This window comes from Vibrio sp. TRT 2004 (assembly GCF_050113735.1).
In the GTDB taxonomy this organism is placed as follows: Bacteria; Pseudomonadota; Gammaproteobacteria; order Enterobacterales; family Vibrionaceae; genus Vibrio.
Genome location: NZ_JBNJOH010000005.1, coordinates 1 through 22,894, shown reverse-complemented (window position 1 = coordinate 22,894; position 22,894 = coordinate 1). Strand labels below are relative to the sequence as shown.

18 protein-coding genes are annotated in these 22,894 nt (G+C 44.8%); 8 read left to right on the top strand and 10 right to left on the bottom strand.

The features are described 5' to 3' along the window. Window positions 1–121: 121 nt before the first annotated feature. On the bottom strand, window positions 122–388 hold the full coding sequence (locus tag ACQEXR_RS03525) for a GrxA family glutaredoxin (protein ID WP_138973298.1): 267 nt from the start codon (window positions 386–388) through the stop codon (window positions 122–124). 266 nt (window positions 389–654) lie between these two features. On the opposite strand from ACQEXR_RS03525, the gene ACQEXR_RS03520 reads away from it, so the two are divergent. Beyond that, window positions 655–1,908 (top strand): iron-containing alcohol dehydrogenase, encoded by a 1,254-nt coding sequence (locus ACQEXR_RS03520; RefSeq protein WP_427019757.1) that lies wholly within the window; start codon window positions 655–657, stop codon window positions 1,906–1,908. Between the two features lie 33 nt (window positions 1,909–1,941). Here ACQEXR_RS03520 and ACQEXR_RS03515 read toward each other — a convergent pair whose 3' ends face one another. The 5 genes from ACQEXR_RS03515 to ACQEXR_RS03495 all read right to left on the bottom strand — a co-directional run bounded on the left by ACQEXR_RS03515 (window position 1,942) and on the right by ACQEXR_RS03495 (window position 7,349). Beyond that, entirely contained in the window at window positions 1,942–2,796 is an 855-nt protein-coding gene (locus ACQEXR_RS03515; RefSeq protein ID WP_010320194.1) for a MurR/RpiR family transcriptional regulator, read from the bottom strand. A gap of 285 nt (window positions 2,797–3,081) precedes the next feature. Next, window positions 3,082–4,734: a pyridoxal-dependent aspartate 1-decarboxylase PanP gene (panP, locus tag ACQEXR_RS03510; RefSeq protein ID WP_138973296.1), complete on the bottom strand. Its 1,653-nt coding sequence runs from the start codon at window positions 4,732–4,734 to the stop codon at window positions 3,082–3,084. A gap of 144 nt (window positions 4,735–4,878) precedes the next feature. Continuing rightward, entirely contained in the window at window positions 4,879–5,391 is a 513-nt protein-coding gene (locus ACQEXR_RS03505) for a hypothetical protein (RefSeq protein WP_138973295.1), read from the bottom strand. A gap of 113 nt (window positions 5,392–5,504) precedes the next feature. Continuing rightward, a complete protein-coding gene (locus tag ACQEXR_RS03500; protein WP_138973294.1) occupies window positions 5,505–6,410 on the bottom strand; it encodes a lysine exporter LysO family protein in 906 nt (301 codons plus the stop codon). Between the two features lie 18 nt (window positions 6,411–6,428). Continuing rightward, entirely contained in the window at window positions 6,429–7,349 is a 921-nt protein-coding gene (locus ACQEXR_RS03495) for an HDOD domain-containing protein (RefSeq protein ID WP_427019756.1), read from the bottom strand. A 349-nt stretch (window positions 7,350–7,698) separates the two neighbouring features. Here ACQEXR_RS03495 and ACQEXR_RS03490 point away from each other — a divergent pair, with 349 nt between their 5' ends. Further along, a complete protein-coding gene (locus ACQEXR_RS03490; RefSeq protein ID WP_138973292.1) occupies window positions 7,699–8,286 on the top strand; it encodes a TfoX/Sxy family DNA transformation protein in 588 nt (195 codons plus the stop codon). 90 nt (window positions 8,287–8,376) lie between these two features. Here ACQEXR_RS03490 and ACQEXR_RS03485 read toward each other — a convergent pair whose 3' ends face one another. From ACQEXR_RS03485 to ACQEXR_RS03475, 3 genes are all read right to left on the bottom strand, one after another. Beyond that, window positions 8,377–8,943, bottom strand: coding sequence for a hypothetical protein (locus tag ACQEXR_RS03485; RefSeq protein WP_138973291.1), 567 nt, complete (start codon window positions 8,941–8,943; stop codon window positions 8,377–8,379). 166 nt (window positions 8,944–9,109) lie between these two features. Continuing rightward, on the bottom strand, window positions 9,110–9,607 hold the full coding sequence (locus ACQEXR_RS03480; RefSeq protein WP_269375935.1) for a response regulator: 498 nt from the start codon (window positions 9,605–9,607) through the stop codon (window positions 9,110–9,112). Further along, window positions 9,604–11,556 (bottom strand): ATP-binding protein, encoded by a 1,953-nt coding sequence (locus tag ACQEXR_RS03475; protein ID WP_427019755.1) that lies wholly within the window; start codon window positions 11,554–11,556, stop codon window positions 9,604–9,606. Before ACQEXR_RS03475 ends, ACQEXR_RS03480 begins: the two co-directional genes overlap by 4 nt. Window positions 11,557–11,729: 173 nt before the next feature. Between ACQEXR_RS03475 and ACQEXR_RS03470 the strand changes: the two genes are divergently transcribed. Then, window positions 11,730–12,995, top strand: a complete 1,266-nt coding sequence (locus ACQEXR_RS03470; protein ID WP_426950331.1) for a DUF945 family protein — start codon at window positions 11,730–11,732, stop codon at window positions 12,993–12,995. 124 nt (window positions 12,996–13,119) lie between these two features. After that, complete coding sequence (gene serC / locus ACQEXR_RS03465; RefSeq protein WP_331417057.1) at window positions 13,120–14,202, top strand: 3-phosphoserine/phosphohydroxythreonine transaminase; 1,083 nt, start codon at window positions 13,120–13,122, stop codon at window positions 14,200–14,202. 63 nt (window positions 14,203–14,265) lie between these two features. Here serC and ACQEXR_RS03460 read toward each other — a convergent pair whose 3' ends face one another. Then, window positions 14,266–16,560, bottom strand: a complete 2,295-nt coding sequence (locus ACQEXR_RS03460) for a YgiQ family radical SAM protein (RefSeq protein ID WP_138973286.1) — start codon at window positions 16,558–16,560, stop codon at window positions 14,266–14,268. A 209-nt stretch (window positions 16,561–16,769) separates the two neighbouring features. On the opposite strand from ACQEXR_RS03460, the gene ACQEXR_RS03455 reads away from it, so the two are divergent. The 4 genes from ACQEXR_RS03455 (at window position 16,770) to ACQEXR_RS03440 (ending at window position 22,792) form a co-directional block, all read left to right on the top strand. Then, on the top strand, window positions 16,770–19,232 hold the full coding sequence (locus ACQEXR_RS03455; RefSeq protein WP_427019754.1) for an EAL domain-containing protein: 2,463 nt from the start codon (window positions 16,770–16,772) through the stop codon (window positions 19,230–19,232). Window positions 19,233–19,285: 53 nt separating this feature from the next. Beyond that, entirely contained in the window at window positions 19,286–21,757 is a 2,472-nt protein-coding gene (locus ACQEXR_RS03450; protein WP_427019753.1) for an EAL domain-containing protein, read from the top strand. 55 nt (window positions 21,758–21,812) lie between these two features. After that, window positions 21,813–22,493, top strand: coding sequence for a hypothetical protein (locus ACQEXR_RS03445; protein WP_138973283.1), 681 nt, complete (start codon window positions 21,813–21,815; stop codon window positions 22,491–22,493). A gap of 98 nt (window positions 22,494–22,591) precedes the next feature. Then, entirely contained in the window at window positions 22,592–22,792 is a 201-nt protein-coding gene (locus ACQEXR_RS03440) for a DUF4250 domain-containing protein (protein WP_138973282.1), read from the top strand. Window positions 22,793–22,894: the final 102 nt, after the last annotated feature.

Below are 22,894 nucleotides of genomic sequence, written 5' to 3'. Positions count from 1 at the left end.
ATAAGTGAAAATTTTGACAATTTATTGTTGAGTAGAGTTAAGAACAATATGACTGGGGTTGCAAACAGAATAGAAACAAAAAAAAACCGCGTTAGACGCGGCTTTTTTAAAAACGGATTTATTACTCGGCGAATAGGCCTAGGTGTTCTTTAGCGTATGCTTCGAAGTCATCGCAACCACCGATGTGCTCTTGGTCGATGAAGATTTGTGGCACAGTCTCAACAGGTTTACCTACGGTTTTTTCTAGGTCTGCTTTAGAGATACCCTCTGCGTGGATATCAACGTAGCGGTAGTTGAAGTCATCGCGCTGTGCTTTTAGTGTTTCTGCGTGCTCTTTTGCGCGAACACAGTATGGGCAAGCTGGGCGACCAAAGATAACTACGAACATATTCTCTTTCTCCTGTAATTTGTTAACTGCAACTATGCCCGATCCAATGGCGGAAATAAAGTGGCATTTACCTGTTGTTTCAATAGGTGAAATCTATCGAACAAAAATTGAACCCAGTCAGTTATATTTAGCTATGAAACCTGTGCTTTGTGTCGATAAAGCCATATATTTTTTAAGGTTAATTGCTACAAATTGCACTTGGTCAAATTAATTAGTGGCAAATCGGTGCAATCTAATTGGGCCGGTGTGACAGGGAGAGGCAGAACATGTTTCAATTTATGACCTCCACGCGAATCATCTTTGGTGAAGGTGCACTGCAGTCATCATTGTCTGTACTGAATCAATTTGGTTACAGCGTACTCTTAGTAACAAGTAAAAATCTCAGCAGAGCCTCTCCCGTTATTCAATATCTCAGTTCTCAAAACATGCGCTATCAGCATGTTGCTATCCGTGGTGAGCCCAACATTACAATGGTAGAAGAGACCGCATTAGTCGGTCGTAAATTTAGGCCAGACATGGTGGTCGCGATGGGCGGAGGGAGTGTTCTCGATATGGGCAAGGCACTTGCTGCTATCATTCCTAACCAAGGTGATGTGTATGACTATGTTGAGGTCGTGGGACGCAACGTTCCACTCAAGTCGAAGCCTATTCCTTTCATCGCGATACCAACTACCGCCAGTACCGGCTCTGAAGTGACGCGGAATGCAGTACTTCGATCAGGGCAAGACAAGGTTAAGGTAAGCTTAAGAAGCCCCGACATGTTAGCTGATGTGGCAATTGTCGACCCTACATTGACTTATGGTACCGATGTTGAGACGTCAGCTCGGGGAGCAATGGACGCCTTCACTCATTTGATGGAAGCCTATGTATGTGGGCAGCCAAATCCGCTGACCGATATGATCTGTGAAGAGGGGTTACGCAGATTAAGTAAATCTATCCTTGCTGCCTGCTTAAACGATCAATATTCCGCTCGTTCGGATCTTTCGTTTGCTGCAATGCTGGGCGGCATGGCGGTCACCAATGCCAAACTGGGTGCGGCACATGGATTGGCATCCGCTTTGGGCGGCAAACTCAATGCCCCTCATAGTATTATCACCGCCCGTCTCGCGCCCTACGTGATGTTGGAGAATATTCATGCCGCAGAACGTGCCGGACGAGATGATGTGTTGGATCGCTACGCTAAGATAGCGAGTATTGTCTCTGGGCGTGTCAATGCTTGCCGCGAAGATTCGGTATTATGGGTCAACATGATGCTTGATCGGTTAGGTTTACCAAAACTCGACCAGTTTGGAGTTTGTACAACATCATTCGAAAGTGTTGCTGAAGATGCGTTAAAGTCAGTGGCAATAAGAGGTAATCCTCTTCCGCTGACCAAAGAACGTTTGACGCATATCCTGCAACAGGTATGTCAGTGCGATGGTTCCTGCCAAGAGGAGAGACCATTTGAACACCAGTGTGAAGCTAGTGTGGTCAGGCTAGGTGGAGATAAACTGGATGAGGGGCGTTTGCAAAACAGCTAACAAAAAACGGAGCGTTAAACGCTCCGTTTCTAGTTAAAATTGTGACAGCTTGTCGTATCGAGAATCTTTCAATACGTCTTTAACGCGTTTGAGGTTTTCACGGAAACCAGAACCACGACGCAGTGTAAAACCGGTTGCCAAAACATCAATCACGGTCATTTGAACCACGCGGCTTGCCATTGGCATGTAGACATCGGTGTCTTCTGGGACATCTAGTGAAATAGACAAAGAGCTGGCTTTATCTAACGGCGAGTCTTTAGCCGTAATGGCGATTACCGTCGCCCCATTTTCACGTGCAAGGTTCGCGATCTCGACTTGGCTCTTAGTTCGACCAGTGTGAGAAATCAGAACGATCACATCATTGTCAGTGCAGTTAATACAGCTCATACGCTGCATAACGATATCTTCAAAACAGGTGATTGGGATATTGAAACGGATAAATTTGTTTTGAGCATCTTTTGCTACGGCTGATGATGCACCCAATCCGAAAAATGAAATGCGCTTCGCCTGAGTCAGAAGATCAACTGCACGGTTAATTTGCATTGGGTCAAGGCTGTTTTTGGCTACGTCTAAACACGCCATAGTAGATTCAAAAATCTTATGCGTGTAGGCGTCTGGACCATCATCTTCCTCAACATTGCGGTTTACATAAGGGGTTCCGTTAGCAAGGCTTTGCGCTAAATGAAGCTTAAAATCAGGGAAACCTTTAGTGTCCAAGCGACGACAAAAACGGTTAACCGTTGGCTCACTTACGTCAGCCATCTTAGCCAGTGTAGCAATACTAGAATGAATCGCAGTCTGAGGGGAAGCCATGATAACTTCGGCGACCTTACGCTCTGACTTACTAAAGTTTTCTAGATTTTTTTGAATTTTTTCTAATGTATTCATAGTGTTCACGAGGGTATAGAGAACAACTCACCAGATATACCCGTAATTAATGATAGGAAACAACCAGTTTCCCAAAAGGTAAGTGCAATCCGGCGCCATGCGACCAGTATAAACCTAAGCCAAAGGTTTACGGCAATATTTCTATCTGTCAATTGGCTATTATATGACAAGCCTCAAACTAAATTTTGTCTAAACTACAGAAATCATATCCTGAGCCAGAAAAAAACAAAATCTGAAGCCTGTGTTGATAGGGAAATTACACTTTTCCAGAAAGAAAGTTTCAGTTTAAGGCTGATGATTAACGATTTCTGTACATAGCTCATCAATCCTAGCCATCAAGTTAGGTACTTGAGTCGCGATAACTCTTTGCTCCTCAAGAACGGAACTAAGAATATCCCTTCCGGTGAGTGGGTTAGCGAGCACCACACGAAAAACGATCGTGTTAAGGTGATTCCACTGTTCAGGGTTAAGGCGTGTTCGTGAGACAAATGATTTACCTGTTTCACGTTGACGCTTCTGAATGAACATGGTCAATTCGTTGAGCAATTCATTGAGCTGCTCAGTTTGTTTACCCGTTGAGAGCTTGAGTGCAGCTTTGACATGCGCAGGTAAATATCGATAAGTAAGCAGACACAGTTCAGGCTCAGAAACAAGTTCGAAGTCCGGTTGCTGATGGATAAGGTCGGCAAAGTAGCGAGCTTTTTCGATACTTTGGTCAATGAGCAGCTCATAACCTGGGCGGCTGATAATATGCATTGCGGCATACACCAGCATCGCCATTCCGGAGCGAGAACCTTCCAACGTATGGCTGCCAAGATCTTTTGAACCTTTACGCAAAATGTACTGTGCGTGGTGTTCAATAGACTTCATCGCATCAGGTTGTTTGAACAGAACCATGCCGGCGCCCATTGGGATGTATAGCTGTTTGTGTGCGTCGATGGTGACAGAGTCTGCTAATTCAACGCCATCCAATAAGTGTCTATGATTGTTAGACATCAATGTCGCTCCCCCCCACGCTGCATCAACGTGGAAGTGACACTCTTCTTTTTTACAGATCTCAGCGATGGCGCGTAATGGGTCGATGTTGCCAGTCTCAGTGGTTCCTGCGACCCCAATTACCGCAAACGGTTTGATGTTGTGCGCTTTAAGTTCGATGATCTTCTGTTGTAAGGCCGCTGGGCAAATTCGGTTGTTGCTGTCGGTTTTAACCGCAACCAATCCCTCTTGACCGATGCCCAATACATCCGCCGCTTTTTTCAGTGAGTAATGACCGCGTTCAGACACCAAGACAGCAAGCCCTTCGTAGCCATAATGCTTCATGGCTTTGAATAGACCTTCTTTCTCTACGCCTTTGAAAGAGCCTTGCGCTCTTAGAGCGTTGTTACGTGCGACCCAAAGAGCGGTAATATTCGCTATTGTACCACCGGAGCAAAACGCGCCCAGAGAGTGGTTTGCGCTATGCATCCATTGTGCGTAGAAGTGGTCATCTTGCCCGTAAATCAGACGATGCAACATGCCAAGGACTTGACGTTCCAGTGGCGTGAAGGCTTTTGAAGTCTCAATCTTTACCAAGTTTTGGTTGAGAGCAATCATGATTTTCGACAGTGGCATGAGAAAGTAGGGCAGTGCCGACGTCATATGACCAATAAAGCTAGGCGCCGAAGTATGGACAGAGTGGGAAACTAACGTATCCAGCAGGTGCTGGGTGTGGTCGGAGACAAATTCAGGTTGCTCAGGTATAGATGCTCGAGAGAAGTCTTTTTCGATGTCTCGCAGCGGTTTTTCTTCTGCTACGATATGTTCACGCAGAAACTTATTCAAGTTGCGTGAAAGCTCTTCGTCGATTTTGGTTAGCGTTGAGTCAGGCCCTTCAGGTACTGTGAAAATTCGGAGTAAGCTCTCGAAACTCACATCAGCCGTTTTTTGTTCCGGTATCATACAGCTTCATTGCTCTAATCGTTCTTGTTGCAAGCGGGACAATCTAAACGAAAACGGGAACAATGTCCCGTCTTAATTAAAGATTGTTGGTGTTTGGTGGGGCTAAACACTGAGATGATGCCAAAGCCCCTGCAATAGCTGTGACTATTGGCAATTGATGGCTTCTAGATTCTTGATTGATTCATTGTAGCGTTTAAGGGCTGAATCAATTTTGGTTGGATGGCTGAGTAGATCAGCGAAAGCAGAACGAAGCTGGTAGTTTTTCTCATGTGGCGTCGCTTGGCGATCTGCGAACGTGATCTGAGCAAGTTGCCCAAGTTCGTCGCTACGAGAGGCGAGCACCTTAATATCTTTTTGTTCAAGCTGTAACCATGCTTCGACAGGTTGAGCGGTTGCAACTTTTGTAGGATCTTGTTTAAGGTAGTAATGAACTGCTGCTCGATTGAGTTCGAAGTGGTTTTTACGCCCTTTAAGGAACCATTCGCTGACTTCTTTCAACTCTGGGTACTGCTCAGCGGTAAGCTGGGATAAATCTTCATACCAGTGCAGAGAAGCGTCAATGTACGCATCATATTTTTGTGACATGCAGGTGTTGTCTGCGGCTGCGGCCATTGTTGAGGTGGCGGCGAGTAGCAGTGCAGCAATCGTACGTTTCATAATGATTCCTTTTGAAGATAATTATTATACTAATATTTTCTAATTTAGTGCTTTCTAAAATTAATGGCTTGTAAGCGGCCAATATAAATAATTTTCTTGTCGATTCCTGCGATCTAGCCTGCAAGTGAGACAAAGAAAAGCATCAAAACGGGCACGAGAAGGCTAAGAATAAATCCACTTACGATAGCAATGGGTACACAGCGAACCCCACCAGTTGTCTGAATCACTGGTAGCGTAAAGTCCATCGCGGTTGCCCCTGCATAACCAATCGAAGTACACGGACGGGTTCTAATAAACAAAGGGATTAGAACTAACGCAATCAGCTCACGTAAGAGCTCAATCATGAATGACGCCCCACCATACACTGGACCAAAAGCATCACCCATCAAAATACCAGCTAAAGAGTACCAGCCAAAACCAGACGCCATAGCGAGGCCACGATAGAGGTCGATATCGAGAATCAGAGCCGAAATAACACCGCCGATCATAGAGCTTGCGACTATGGTCAGTGCGATGACCATACCCTGCTTATTAAGAAGAATTTGGCGCAGAGTGAGGCCGCTATTTCGAAGTTGGATGCCAATAAAAAATAGCAGTAAAAAGAGAATCCATTCGCTTGCAGTGTCAACCCAGCTAAGATCGATTGGCAGCATAAGGCCGATGACCAGTCCACCGCCGACAACCAAAATCAGTTTGGCAGATTCCATCGCCATCGCAGAAAGCGGCAACTTGGTATTACTGGCATCGGTATGAATGGGTAGCCATTTGTCGATCAATGGCAGTACCGCCAAGTTCGCTAAACTTAAACAGGTAAAAAACACCGCTGTCGTCTTTAGAATCAATTGGAGGTTCTGACCGAGATTATCCAGTGCCGCTAAACTCAAGCCCATTAGCGCCAGAATGACGTAAATAAGGTTTGATGTTGTGGCGTTGATTTTATCTAGGAGTGACTTTTTAGATATAGAAATGAAGTACCCCACCACAAGTGGGGCAAAGATAAATAACATCCCTGAAAACATGATACTTCCTGTTCGTGGTTACAAACCACTTGCGCTAATAAGTTCATCTATTTGAGTATTGAACTCAATATCACTTAAATTACTGAGTTTGTACAGTATATCCGCGCCTGTTACATCAAATTCTACAGTGTGTTCATCTATGTGCTCGTCTTGACGACGGAACATTAGTATATGATTAGCAATTCTGGCGATATCAAGGTAAGTCACTGCTAAGTCAGATTTTGTTTTGGTTTGGTTTGAGGCAACTTCTAGGAAGTCATTGTCAAAGCCCCAGCTTTCAAGAACTAGCGAACTTGCGTGAGAACACTGACGGTCGAACACCTGAAAAGCAATCTCTTCGTCAAGGTAATTTCCTTGCTCTAGGTAGCTATGATATTCGCTAATAATGCAGAATAAGCCGATATCGGCGAGCAAACCTGCCAGAAGTGCCTTGTCAGTTTCGATATGTTGATATCTTGGTGATTGTGATTCTTTAAATCCACGAGCAACGAGAACCATAGTGGCGGCAAGCTCTCGTGAGTTTGCAGCACTCTGCACCAGCATTCTGTTGCATGAAGGGCTTAGGTTGATCGAATGTTTTAGCTGCTCAATTGCCTGAGCAGTCACTATGTCACGTACGCGTAAAATACCCAAACGAGATACCGCGGTAACTAAGTCGGTGCAAGTGATATTGCGGCGATTAAAAATGACTGAGTTAGCGACGCGAATAACGATGGCTGCGAGGCCAGGATCTTCCAACAAACTATCAGCGACGTCAGCAATACCTGTGGAGTCTTGCGAACATAATTGCTGGATCTTTAATACCACATCAGGGATAGGAGGCAGTGATATCTTCCGCGATTTGATTGAGTGTTCAATAAGAACTGAAAACTCAGATTCGATGCCTTTAATTAAAAGCTCATTATTCTGCGGTAGCCAATAAAATGATAGGTGATTCATAAGTGCTAGAAGGTTAATTTGTCCTATGCAGTGTAGCGTTTTCCTACATACTTTAGCAAACAATAGATTACTTATATTGATAGGTTTTGTGATACGGGATGTTGTGAAAGCTATGGCATTCAAAGGACGTAAAGTACTAAATTGTGACACTTAATCCAGAATTGCCCCTTTCTCATGCAATTGATGTGACGCATGCCCAGACTTATTTCGTTTCGTTAACTATCATTCTTATTGTTGTTATCACTCTGGCTCAAACAAAAAAATTAACTGCTCGAGTGTGTTTTATCTTTCGCTTATAACTGCTGCTATCTGGTGATCACGACTAATCGGGGTTTTTGATTGAGGATCAATGGATATGACAGAGCAACAATTTATTCAATATGTTAAGAAATTTGGTGACTTCCAGAAACGATCAATGTTTGGTGGTACTGGGTTATTCAAAGACGACGCAATGTTCGCTCTTCTTAGCGCGAATAAAATTTTCATCCGTGGTGCTGAAGCACTCGACGAAGAGTTAAGAGCTCTTAATTGCGAGAAGTATCGCCACGTTAAAAAACAGACGACAGCAACCGTTAACTACTACGACATTACCTCACTTTTTGTTGATAACTTTGAACGTGTCGAAGAGTTAGTTGAGCAATCTATTAAGTGTTCTGTATCACAACGTAAATACAAACGTTCTTCTGCTAATCGTCGCCTTAGAGATTTGCCTAATATGCAGTTGACGCTAGAGCGCATGGTTAAAAAAGCCGGCGTGGAAGATGTTGATACCTTCCTAGAACTCGGTGCAGCGGCAGTATTTAGCCGTGTCAAAGAAGCTTATGGCAGTGATGTAGATGTCAAGCTACTGTGGAAGTTTGCCGGTGCAGTCGAAGGGATTCATTGGAAACTGATTCAGGAACCACGCAAGCGTCAACTATTGGCTAACTGCCACTAGATTAATCGTCACTTTAAGTGTTCGCTCAAAGCAAATGGATTTGCATAAAAAACCGAGGCAGTGCCTCGGTTTTTTAACAATTACGCTCTATTAGAATTTAAAACGTGTAGTGAACATTAGTTGATCACCGTAGAAGTCATTGATACGCGCTTCAGCACCTAGAGAGAATAGCTCTGTAGAGTGGAATCGCGCGTAGGCTGAACCAATCCACTTGTCGTCATCATCAATTGAGACATAGCCACCTTTACCACCTACTTCTAGTTGTGGACCTAACCACTGGCGGATACCTAAATTCAGTTCCATGCCTGTGTTGGTTCCGCGACTGTAACCGTTACGGCCCTGATCACCTGTGTCAACAAGGCGAAGAAGCATTTCACCAGTAAAGTCAGCCCAGTTATTGATTGGAGCATGGAAACCGAAGCCTGCTGCTGCATCGTAGTCACCTTCGAACTCAGAGTCCACTCGACCTAAAATGTGAGCGTTAGGGTGGATTGACTTACTCATTGCTGCACCGAAAGTTACAGGACTAGCACCGATACGAGCTTCTAAGTAGTCATAACTGAAGTTACTCATGACCGCAGGGCTATTTGGATCGGTTTGAGCAAATGATTGACCGGATGCAAGCACTAAAGCTGCAGCTAAGATTGTTTTACGCATATGGACGATAAACCTATATCTTGTTAATTTCCTTGGTCTTTAGCGACACAAGCGCTATGACATTAATTACGACATGATAATGCATCATAGCAATGGTCACTATAAAAATGTCATTGTTTTGTCGTTATTTATACCTATAAGCAATCTGTGTGCCATAAATGATTATTTATTCACCAAATTCGAGGCGATTTTTAGCCATAGCTTCAAATACTCTTTCAGTATCTAAAGCCGACGCCCAAGGCATTAAGTTAGATTCGTTGTCGATGATATAGGTAGTCAACTGGTCTTTAATCACTTTGCGTAGCTCATCACCACGCCAAGGTTTAGCAATGTAAAAATCTAGGCTGGAGTGATTGATTGCTTCAACGGTGTCTTCCAAACCTGCTTGTCCGGTTAGGAGCAACTTGCGCGTGGCCTTGGTTTGAGGGTCATCATTCAACTCGATAAGAAATTGGATGCCCGTTTGCTCAGGCATGATGTGGTCACACAAGATCAGCGCCAGTTTTACGTCTTCTTGCTGTGCTTCATGGATGATATCCTTAGCCTCTTTTACCGACTCAGCCGGTTCGAGTATAAAGTGCTCTTCGAAGCAGTCTAAGTCTTGAATGACGCTGTCCAATACTTCTCGTTCATCATCGACACATAAGATTAGGTATTTGTTCATTCGGGACTCCTTGGCGAAATAGCCAGTTGACGACAGGGTAGCCAAACTGACATTGACGTAAATTGGTTTTCAACAGACTCGACCTCAATTCTACCGCCGTGCTGATGGACAATTTGTTGGCAGACAGATAATCCAATACCCAAGCCAAAATTGCCTTCTTTCTTGGTGGTAAAGTTGAGATCGAACATTTGTGTCTTAACAGAGTGGGGGATACCACAGCCGTTATCGGTAAATGTCACCACAACCCAGTCTTGATCTGCGTTGTGGGTATTTTGGGTCTCAATCCTCAATACTCCTTGTTGGGGAAAAGCATCAATGGCATTGGAAATGAGGTTGGTCCAGACTTGCTGTAATGCAATCGGTAGGCATTGAATGGTCGGAATGTCAGCATAATGACGCTCAACTGAATGAAATTTGAGTTTGTTCTCAAAAATGGTCAGTGTGTCTTCGATGCCTTCGTGAATATCTGCGAGATGAAAGCGCTCGTCGTCTGGTCGCGCGTACCCTTTGAGGCTTTTAACCATGTCTGCGATTCTTCCAGCACAAACATTAATGGAGCGCAGCGTCGAACCCGCCAGATAGTAATCTTCTAACTTTTCAAGTTGCTCTAAGGCTCGCTCAGGATCCTTTTGTGCCAGATCATGCCAATTGGTTTGTGTCTCTAAACCGAGTTTGACCAGTTTTTTAGCGATTCTTCGGTGGCTGACTAAAGCTTCAACATCGCGAACAATGGTTCGTTCGGTTGCGGTTGAACGCGGGCGTTGAGTCAGCCCTTGTTTGAGGACTGAGATACCTTCGAGCCCGATGTCATCAATCGAATGAACGTCGACCAGATGTTGCATCTTTTCGGTTAAGAGGTCGGTGCCGCGCAGTATTGCTGCAACTGGATTGTTGAGTTCGTGGGCGACGCCTGCGACGAGTTGCCCCAACATTGCCATCTTCTCACGTTCAATGAGTTGCTGGTGGGCAAGCTCTAAGGATTCAAGCGTTTTTTGTAACTCTAATTTAGTGTTAATGCTGCGCTGTAGTCGGCGGTTAAAGTGGCGAAGCAGCAAGTTAGTAAAGAGAGGTAACAGCGTCATATTGGAGTGCATGACCTTACCAAACACTTCTCGATCTAACTTAATAACTTCAGTCTGTGAGAGTGTGACTGCGGTTGAGAATGAAGGTTCTCCGGTCACAAAAGACATACCACCGACAATATTTCCTTGTGAGTGTCTAACCACTTCTCTTTGTCGGCCAATCTCATCTTTTTTATATAGGGCAACTTGACCTTTGGTTATGAACCATAGGAACTGGTTCTCTTCACCTTCTTTGGTCAGTAAGTGGTCCGGTGAATAGGTTCTTATCGCCCGACTTTCATCTTGATCGGCAAAGAATTCCAGCAGTGCGGTGGTGACCTGTTGGGCTAATTGTTGATCGGAAAGGCTATGATGATCGGTAATAAAACCTTCTCGATAGCTGCGCATCTTCTGTTCGATGTGGGCACGTAGCAGTCGATGCTGATCGAGCACCATACTATACGCGAGTAAGTTATCTTTATCGTTTTGTAGAATAAAGGTCGTCAGTTCTTTCTGCGCGATTTGGTGAACGAGATTGTCTTGCAACGGTTTGGTTAAGCAGTGGTCTAACCGACCATCATTCACCGCTGACAAGATAGCCTGTATATCCTGTCCGCAACTGATTAAGATTTTACGTGCTCGTTGGGTGTGACTGTTTTTGTCGAGCTGGATAAGAAAGTCAGCACCGTTGAAATTTTCATGGTGGCTAGCAATGACAAGTGCGACGGTTTGGTTCTGCTCTAGGCAATACTCAAGCGCTGCGTGAGCCTCGTCGAGTGAGTCGGCGGTATGCAGGTCGAATTTGGCAGAAAGAGGGCTGAGTTCACGCCTCAGCTGCTCGATACTAATTGGGTTGTTATCTAAACACAGTACGGCAAAATGATTCACGAGTAAGCTACAATTTGAAAATCCACAGGGATAACTGTATCAAGGTTGAAAAAAATGTATTGAGAGCTAGGTATGAGAATTTCTGATGTTTTTAATAGAAAGCCAATACTCTGATTTATCTCAATGTTTTTTCGTGTAGACTGGATGAAATCGAAGTTTAAGAAATTTATACCATGGAACTTAAAAAAATTGCTGCCATAGGCGGTGCTGTTGTACTTGGATTATGTTGGCCACTTGCTGTCGGTCAGATTGGACAAGCCGTTATTAGTGATGGTGTCGCTCACCTTAATAGTGATTCCATAAAAGCAGAAATCGTAGAGTATGACAGAGGCTACTTGTCATCTACGGTAAAAACCCGCTATACGGTTTTTGATCCAACGTTGGCTGAGCAGCTTGCCGTCGATGGTTTGCCAACCGAGGTTGTGCTCACGAGTCATGTAAGCCATGGTTTATTTAATCTTAAAGCGGAATCGGTCATAGATAACCAGCCGGAACTGCCATTGACTTTAAACACAGTCACTCAACTCAACGGCAATACCGATTACGTCTTATCAATGGCCAACTGGAATCAGGTTTCTGAAGGTCCGGATGGGGCTATTGTTTCTGTGACCGCGTCAACGCTGAAAGGGCATATCAGCGTATTGGGTGATTTAACCTATCAGCTAAGTGTTCCGTCGGTAGAGGTTGACTTCAATTCCGGTGAAAAAGTGCTGCTTTCTGGATTATCGGGTCAAGGTGAAGGAAAGAAAATTAACAGCTTTTGGATTGGCGAACAGACGCTAAAAGTGGCAGCAGCGTCCATCCTAGATGTGGATCAGTCGCCGCTATTTAGCCTTAGCGACAGTCAGTATACTTTCACAAGCTCATTTGACGACGTGGAAAAAACGGTCAGCAGCCAACATGTTGTCGATTTAAGAGATCTAGTGACTGTCGATGGTGATGTGGATAGCGTGTCAATTGACCTAGCGTTTGGCGGCTTAGATAGCGTTGCTTTTGAGCATTTGGTCAATCTCTATCAGAACAACCCAATGCCAACCAATGAGGACATTGATGCCGCGGTACCATATGTGGAAAGTTTATTCTCAAAAGGTTTTTACCTTGCAATGAACAAAATGGCAGTTAAGTTAGGCGATGAGAGTGAATTTGAGTCTAAATGGCAGATAACTGTTCCTCAAGGGACTGACAACGTTACACAGAATCCAGCCATGATTTTGCCTGCGCTAACTGGCGATCTAGACACCTTCTTTTCTAATGGTTTAGTTACTCAATACCCATTTATACAGCAAGGCATTGATGAAGCGATGGTGATGGAACTGATTAAAGAAACCGACCAGGGCTACCAGATTAAAGCGGAGCTGAAAGAAGGTAATTTAGTGTTCGCTAACGGGCAGCAAATTCCTCTAATGGCGTTGCTTCTACCCGCATTGATGACGCCGTAATTGCAAAATTTAATTGCTTAGAGAGAAAAGAGGTCTTAAGACCTCTTTTCTTGCTTTTTATCAAGCAAAAAACATGGTATTAATCGATCAATCTCTTATAGAAGCATATGCAAGGAAAGTATAGATGAGCAAGGTTTTCAACTTTAGCGCAGGCCCCGCAGCACTGCCTAAAGAGGTGATGGAAAAAGCACAACAAGAATTTGTCGATTGGAATGACCTAGGTACGTCGGTGATGGAAATCAGTCACCGTAGTAAAGAGTTCATCAAGGTTGCGGAAGAGGCCGAACAGGATCTCCGCGATTTGCTAAACATTCCTAACAACTACAAAGTTCTTTTCTGCCAAGGTGGAGCACGAGCGCAGTTTGCTGCCGTACCACTGAACTTGCTAGGTGAAGCCAACAAAGCGACCTACATTGATGCTGGTTACTGGGCTGAGAGCGCTATCGATGAAGCGCAAAAGTACTGCCAAGTTGATACTTTTGTGGCGAAAACAGACATTGACGGTAAAACGGCGGTGTTGCCTGCTTCTGAATGGCAAATCGCTCCTGATGCAGCATATGTTCATTTCTGTCCAAATGAAACTATCGATGGTATAGAAATCAGTGACTTACCAACAACAGACAAGCCAATTGTTGCCGATATGTCATCGAATATTCTTTCGCGCCAAATCGATGTCTCTAAGTATGGGGTTATCTATGCAGGCGCACAGAAAAACATCGGCCCTGCTGGTATCTGTATTGCCATTGTTCGTGATGACTTGTTAGAGCTAGCGAGCAACGTCGTTCCGAGCTTTATGAATTACAAAGTATTGGCGGAAAAAGATTCGATGTTTAATACGCCTCCAACCTATGCTTGGTACTTGTCTGGCTTGGTTTTCAAATGGCTGAAAGAGCAGGGCGGTGTGGCTGAAGTCGAAAAAGTAAACCAAGAGAAGGCGGCGCTGCTTTACAATCAAATCGATGGTTCAGATTTCTACATTAACAATGTGCATCCGAACAACCGCTCGCGTATGAATGTTCCTTTCCAGCTAGCTAAGCCAGAGCTTGACGGGCTGTTTTTGCAGCAGGCAGCCGAGCGCGGAATGGTGGCACTCAAAGGTCACCGAGTTGCGGGTGGAATGCGTGCTTCTATCTACAATGCTATGCCATTAGAAGGTGTTCAGGCATTGGTAGACTTTATGCAAGAGTTTGAAGCTGAAAACGCTTAATCGAAAATAAATAAAGGGCCTAACGAATCGACGTTAGGCCCTTTTTGTATCTGGAAACTGCTGTTAGCGGCGTTTTGGCTTACGTCCTGCTGGTGGCTTACCCGCGTGACTTGCCGCAGGCTTACCGCCGCGGTTGCTATTCGGTTTGCTATCCGGTTTACCATTGCGTTTTGGCGCGGAACCACCTTTATTATTCGCTGATTGGCCTTTGCCTTGTCCACGTTGCTCGCCTTGCAGTTTTTCAAAGCCAGGTTGGCTCTTGGTATGCTTAGTGGCAAAACGTTGTGAACCGTGTCGACCTGACTTACGGCGCTGAGCTGGGGTTTTAGCCTCGATATCTTCCTCTGGTACCAGACAACCTGGTTTGTCACCAATCAGGTGCTTTTTACCCATGTTGACGAGTGCTTCACGAATCAATGGCCAGTTTGCTGGATCATGATAGCGTAGCAATGCTTTGTGGAGACGACGTTGACGTTCACCTTTAGCGACAGGAACCTCTTCACGCTTTTTGTATTTAACGCGTTTCAGTGGGTTGGTCTCTGAGTAGTACATAGACGTCGCATTACACATCGGCGATGGATAGAAGTTTTGTACTTGATCACATTCAAAGTTGTTCTTTTTCAGCCATAGCGCGAGATTCAGCATGTCTTCGTCTTCCGTGCCAGGGTGTGCAGAAATAAAGTACGGGATAAGGTATTGTTTTTTACCTGCTTCTGCACTGTATTTCTCAAACATCTCTTTGAAACGGTCATAGGCTCCCATGCCTGGCTTCATCATCAAATCCAGCGGACCTTTTTCGGTGTGTTCTGGAGCGATTTTCAGATAACCACCGACGTGATGGGTCACCAGCTCACGCACATATTCAGGCGATTCAATCGCAAGATCATAACGAACGCCCGACGCGATCATGACCTTGTTGATGCCTTGAACTTTGCGGGCAGCACGGTAGAGATCAATCGTGTGTTTATGGTCGGTATTCAGTTTGTTACAGATACCAGGGAAAACACATGACGGGCGACGACAATTCGCTTCCGCTTTCGGATCACTACAACCTAGGCGATACATGTTGGCCGTTGGCCCGCCAAGGTCGGAGATTGTGCCAGTAAATCCAGGAACTTTGTCGCGAATTTCCTCTAACTCGTTAAGAATCGATTCTTGTGAACGGTTCTGAATAATTCGACCTTCGTGTTCGGTGATAGAACAGAATGAACAGCCGCCAAAACAGCCTCGCATGATGTTTACCGAGGTTTTAATCATATCGTAGGCTGGAATCTTCGCTTTGCCGTACATTGGGTGCGGAACGCGTGCGTAAGGCAGCCCAAACACGTAATCCATTTCTTCCGTTGTAAGTGGAATTGGCGCCTGGTTGACCCAAAGTTCGCGATCACCATGGCGTTGAATCAATGCACGACCCGAATACGGGTTGGTTTCAAGGTGCATGATTCGACTGGCATGAGCGTAAAGAATACGGTCATTGTTGAGTTTCTCGAACGGTGGGATACGTACCGCTGTCGTAGCTGCATCGTGACGAGATGGTCGGATCGTAATCGGCTTGGCTTCAGACTCTTGCGCCTTTGCCTTAGTATCACATTGTTCCTCAACCGCATAAGGGTTAGGCGGAATAAAGGCTTCTTTGCGCGGCTTCTCGATACGCGAAGAGTCGATCACTGTGTAACCTTCTGGCTCTGCAGGAAGGCTGACGGCAGTACCACGAATGTTGGTCATGCTGGTGATCTCTTCACCATCCGCTAGTCGATGTGCGACTTCGACCAAAGCACGTTCTGCGTTACCAAACAACAGGATGTCTGCTTTAGCGTCAAATAGGACAGAACGGCGTACTTTGTCAGACCAGTAATCATAATGCGCGAGGCGACGCAGACTGGCTTCGATTCCGCCCAGTACGATAGGTACCCCTTTGTAGGCCTCACGACAGCGCTGCGAGTAGACGAGTGTCGCGCGGTCTGGGCGTTTGCCACCTTCGTTGTTTGGTGTGTAGGCGTCATCATGGCGCAGCTTACGATCAGCAGTATAACGGTTGATCATCGAATCCATGTTGCCAGCAGTGATACCAAAAAATAGATTTGGTTTACCAAGAGCAGTGAAGGCATCTTTATTGTGCCACTCTGGTTGAGCGATAATACCGACTCGAAACCCTTGGGCTTCAAGAAGACGGCCAATAATCGCCATACCAAAGCTTGGGTGGTCGACGTACGCATCACCCGTTACGATGATAATGTCACAGCTGTCCCATCCTAGGGCATCCATTTCCTTACGATTGGTCGGCAGAAATGGCGCAGTGCCAAAGCATTCTGCCCAATATTTTTTGTGCTCGTGAATAGGAGTGATATTGCTGTACATATTTTGCTCTCAGTGCCAAGGAGCGCGAATTATAGCGACTTGAAGGGCGACTATCTACCTCATTATAACTAAGTCTATTTAGCTACCGCGGACGAGGATTTTCTTGATCGGGAACTGATTGACTAAAGTGTTATCTCATTAACGTATTGTTTATACAACTCCAGCTATATTAGACGTTAACGCTATTATGAAAGTAGGTGGTTATACTAGTGAATGACTCCGATACAAATGGTCTCTTAATCAATGATCTAGCTGCGTCTTCAAAATACGCGATTTACGATTGGTATCTAAACTTGAAAACACAAGTTTTTGAGTGTGACAGTCAGGTAAAAGCGCTACTAGTGGGAGATAGCAGGAGTAATTTGACCGCCCGAACGCTATTTCGGCTTTTACCTAAGCCACAGCAGGTTATTGTCAAACAGGCGTTTCAAACGGCCATCAACAGTCAAGAGCGCACCTACGCCCATTGCTGTTTATTCACTGAACCTCATCTGTTTGCCTATGTCGAAATCGCTATTGACAGAGTTAGCGATCATGAGTTGAGGGGAACCTTGTCGCCTTGCCTCATTTTTCCAACCGAACATGAAGTCGCTGATCTGTTTTATGCTTTATTTGAAAATTCTCATCATGGAATCCTCGTCACCGATAGCGACACCAGAATCCTTGCCTGCAATCACTACTTTGAAACCTTGACGGGGTACCTGCGCAATGAGTTGGTCGGGCTACGCACGCGGATCTTCAATGCGGGAGAACACAGCGAAGCATATTATCAAGAGATGTGGACACGAGTTCATGAGCAAGGATTCTGGAAAGGCATCATTTTGTCGCGTCATGCTAACGGTGAAGTTTTTCCCCACGAACTGACGCTTCAAAAGATTCATTTTGCTGATGGTCAGGTCTATTACGTTGGTTTCTCCTCTGATGTTTCCAGTGAACTAGAGCGGCTTGAAGATTTAGAGTCGGGTGGGGTTGATCTGCTCACCCAACTTCCCAGCAAGGAGGTCTTTCTCAACCGTTTAAAAGAGTATTGCTCTGATACTGACCCACGAAGAGGCGTAGTGGTGTTAGCGATTCAGCCGAAGTTTAAACAAAACTCTGCGCAGGAAACGAAGCGCCAGTTCGCTAGCTACCTCAAAGACAATAGCCATGTTCTCGAGAGTGGTTATTTAGGCAGTGATTGCTTCGTCGTGTGCTTAGCCGTTGATGTGCAGTTGTCCCAGCAGGTTGCAAGTGACATCGGACGGTCAATTACCCAACTGTTTCAAAGTTTTAAGCACGCCCAAGCGTCGGTCGCATTGGCGCTGAAAGCAGGGGTAACTGGGGTGTCAGTGTGGAATGTAGATGCAACTCAGCCGAACCAGTTGGTATCTCATGCCTACCAAGCTTTATTAGAACTTCATTCTGGTCAAACGCGACGAATAAACTTCTATGATCGAGAAATCCATCGTCAGGTGGAGCGTAAGAAACTGCTTGAGCACCATGTTTTACATAGTCTTGAGCAAGGGAAAGTGGATGTCTATTTCCAACCGATTGTTGATATTCAGCGTCGTCGAATCGACAAGTTTGAAGCCTTGTGTCGTTTTCCACACAGCGACGAGTTTGCAGCGTCAACGCAAGAGTTGGTCGAAGTGGTTGAAGAGTTAGACAAGGTTGTTGAACTTGATGATCTGGTCTTGCTGTCAGCCCTTGAGCAATTCCCACAATTACAGAAAAAATTTGGGGAGCATGTGGCGATCTCAGTCAATCGTTCACTGAGAAGTACCACAGACCTGAGTGATATCTTGCAACGAGCGGCGCATATTCTAGATAAACAGAAGATGGCTCCTGAATTGCTGACGCTCGAATTTACGGAAAGCGCTTTTTTTCAAAGTAACAGCCACAATAAACATTTACTGGGTTTGCTGCGTGACGCGGGTGTACAAATCGCTGTGGATGATTTTGGTACCGGCTGTGCGTCATTCAAATATTTAAAAGAGAGTTACTTTGATATTCTCAAAATTGATCGTGAATTTATCCAACACCTGTCGTTACAAACACGGCAATACGAAATTGTTGTCGCTTTAATTCAGCTCGCGAAACGCCTTAACTTAAAAGTGATAGCAGAGGGTGTAGAAACCCAACAAGAGTTAGATGTGCTGTATGATCTTGGTGTCGAATTTGTTCAGGGTTATTACTTCTCAAAACCGTTACCCTTAGCTGAGCTGACTTCTATCAATCACTTATTTCAACAAGATGAGAGTGAGGTTCAAGCCTCTCCTAGCTCAATAAGCCATCTTGCTTATTCTTCACAGCATATAGATCCTGGCGAGCCACTGTCGCTGATTTACCAATACTTTTCTGATACAGAAGTGGACTACTTGCCTATCATAGAAGACAAGATTTGTGTCGGGTATATCGACCGGCCAAGCATGAATCTGCATTTGACATCAAACATGGGTACCGACCATGAGTCTACTAAGGAGCATGCATACTGGAACAAACCTGCTAACCGAATTATGTTGCCCGTTATCAGCGAAATTGATTGGCATACCCCACAATCTAAGGTAGCGAGTCTCGTCAAACAAAACAGGCCGTTCCCTTGGTGTTTAGTTGATGAGTATGGTCATTTTAAAGGTTTAGTTGGCCCGCTAGCCGCGCTTAGTTGCCTTGCTAATAATAAATCTGTCACTTAGTTGAGTTTGTTCTAACTTTAATATTAGGGATTGCTCAACGATAGGATGAGTCTATGTACAGGGAGTTAGGCTCCGTACGTGATTTTAAGGCAAACGAGCAGACAACGAGTACGCAACTAGAATGGCAGTGGGATACTGAGCATCATCAACTGCAAATTGATGAAGATTTGTGTCGCCAACTGCTGAATTCAGACCTTCCTACTTTAACGGGCAACGTACTACTGCCGTGCATGAGCTATCACGATCAAACGGAGCTGTTAGCGCTATTGGCTCAGGCATGTAAATACCAGAGCAAACATCGTTTTTGTTGTTGTTTACAACTTAGTGATGACCAGTGTTGCTATGCGGAGTTAAGTTTTCGTGGTGAAAGCCACAGGCTTGTAACTGGAACCCTGACTCCGTTACTGTTTGTTCATGCGACGACATCAACGTTAAGTGCTCTATTTGAACAACTGTTTAATAACCCTCATCACGGTGTCGTTTTGGCAGACGAACAGCGCAACATCGTGGTGTGCAATGATTACTTCCTAGAACATGCCAGTTACAGTAACCAACAATTGGTTGGTCGACCAATGGATCTGCTAAATTCGGACAAGCACAGCGGTAGCTTTTATCAGAAGATATGGCAGCAAGTTGACAAGGAGGGCAGTTGGTCTGGTGTCGTTCTTATTCAATCATCTCATGGTAAAACCTACCCTCAAGACTTAACTTTACAGAAAATTATCCTTGTCGAGGGAATATTCTATCTTGGCGTATACCTTGACCTTTCCAACAATCTTTACCGGATTGCCGACGTTGAACTAGGTGGCGTTGAGTTGCTCACTCAATTGCCAACTGAAAAGCAGTTTGTTCGCGCCATTACCCAGCAATGGATGGAAAGTGCTGAACCCAATATCCATATGGTGATCGCCTTTCGCCCAAGTTTTGGACCGGTTGATGATTTTGAACTCAAGTCGATGTTGTCTGAACATCTCACCAACAATAAGGTTGCTAAGTTTGTTGGCTATTTAGGTAGTAACCATTTCGTCGCTTGCTTAGAGTGTGACAAGGTCACGGGGCCAGCTCAGATACGGTTGATTCATCAGGCCATACGCCGCTTCTTTGCCTCTCTCAATCAGTCGGCAGGGAAAACCATACACAGTGCTATCATTAACGGTAGTGTCGGGGTTTCCGTATTGGGCCACGATACCCATAACCCCAAGTTGCTGGTCTCTCATGCAGTACAGGCGATGTTGGACCAAACCTCAGAGCAGCGCGGACAGATTACCTTCTATCATGGAGCTTTACACAAAGAGGTTTTACGCCGCAAAGAACTGGAAGAGTGGGCCGAGAAACTGATTCGTACGCAAAATATAGAAGTCTATTATCAGCCAATCATAGATGTAAAAAATTGGGATATTGTGAAGTTTGAGGCGCTTAGTCGTTTTAAAGCGAACAACGGTAAGATTCTCAATACGCAAGAAATGGTGATGATAGCGGAAGACCTTGATTTGGTTTCGGATCTAGATTGGTGCGTAGGTAAGAAAGCACTGCATGATTTGAATATTATTCAGGAACGTTTTGGTCACCAGCTAGGTGTAACCATTAATCGTTCGTTAAACACTAAGCTAGCAGTGGATGAAGTACTACGCAGTGCTGATTCTCTCATTCATCAATATGCGAATCGACCAGAGACGGTCACCATAGAATTAACGGAAAGTGCTTATTTCGATAGTGAATCTCGACAGTCATCGTTAATTAGAAATATACGTCAGAGAGGGGTGAGTGTTGCGATCGATGACTTCGGTACCGGTTACAGTTCTTTTGCTTACCTCAGTGATTGCAACTTCGATATTCTCAAGATTGACCGTGAGTTTGTTAAGGACCTTAAACATGGGACACACAAATTCTTTATTGTAAAAATGATCACCCAACTGGCACATACGCTGAATGTAAAAGTGGTAGCGGAGGGCGTTGAGACGCTTGATGAGCTGAAAGTGGTGTGCGGTTTAGGCGTGGACTATATCCAGGGGTACTTTTTCTCTAAACCATTGCCTTTAGAGCAATTAGAAAATGCATGGGGTTATTACGATAAACTGGAATCGTTCCTATCAGGCTCAGAGCACGCAAGGCAGTCTGGGATATTGAGTATCACTCAGATTCACATTCCGAGTCTTGCTCCCAATGACAATATCGAAAGGGCGAGAGCACTGTTGAACTCTGATCAATACCGAATCGATTTCATTCCTATTCTAAATCGGAAAATGTGCGTTGGGGTCGTTGGACGAGAAGAGCTCAATTACCATTTGTCACCGACATTAGGGACAAAACTTGAAACCAGTAAAGATTTGTCGATTTGCAAAAAAACACTCAACCGAGTGATGCGAACCAACCTCCATACTATTCGACATCATACACCACTTAGCGAGATTTCTAACATCATCAAATCGGGCATAAAACCCCCTTGGCTGGTGGTGAATGATTCGGGAGAGTATTTGGGCATTGTCACCAATCAAGACATTTTAAAACACTTCGCCAATGGCTAAAATTGTTCAGTCTGCTATTATCCGCATCCAAATACTCACTTAATTTAATTTCACTATGGTTCAGCAACTTCTTGCCGTTTTCGCGCCTATGTTGTTAGGGGCGCAGCTTATTCTCACTCTGATCTTAGTTAAAGGCGATATCTGTCCAGGTCAAAGAGGTCGTATTCATAAAATGCTTCCAACCTTGGCGATTCTTTGGCTTGCGGTCTCTTCATTGCGTATTGAAGCCATGATGGTTGTGTTCGCAATTGCTTACTTTTATACCCAAGTTCAAACCAAGAAAACCCGCGATCAAGGTCCGCTTTGGGTGATGTACCTTGCCAATGGCTTGGCGTTAGCCTATGTCGGTATAGAAGTGACGACGCAAAGTTCTCTCGCTGCCAGCCTGAGTGTTCTGATCCAAGTTTTCCTTTTAGGGGCAATCTTGGCTCATCTGCTGCTGACCATTGCTCGTACTCGCTTACAGGCGTTTCATAGAATATTGCCTGTGACAGGTGTTGTTGCGGCAATGCTGATGAGTTTAGCCATACTGCTCAAAGCTTCTGGTTTGTCTGCTGAGGCATTAACCAACATTACTCAGCCGTTACTGGTTGGTTTGGCACTACTTATTACCGCGGTGGTCATTTGGTGTTGGCACATGTTGACCTCAAAAGAGATAAATAAACTGCAACTGGCGATGGCACTGGCATTTTTACTCCTTTCAGCGACCTCAAACCAAGCACTGTTAATGCTGTAAGTTTGTTAGCCTGCTTCTACAAAGATTAGAGCTGAATCACTTCAATTTCCTCCGTTTAGGTCTAGGCTTAGAAGGCGAGTGTGCAAAAGGAGAGGGTGATGGATCTTAGTAATGCCGGCAGCTTTGACAGCATAATTCTACTAGGTATTGTCAACGAAAAGCTGCGCTTGGAATGTGACTCTTTTGAAGAGTTAGTCAGCATGTATGAAATGGATGTCGAAGCGGTGATAGGTAAACTGGATATGCTAGGTTACAACTATGACCCATTGACGAACCAGTTTAAAGCGTACCAAAGATAACGATAAAGGAGGTGTATGCCTCCTTTTTTGTTTTCAGCCCTAAACCACCTACTTCAGTAGGTGGTTATCATTCAGTGAGGCTTTGCCTGTAGTTCTACCCAT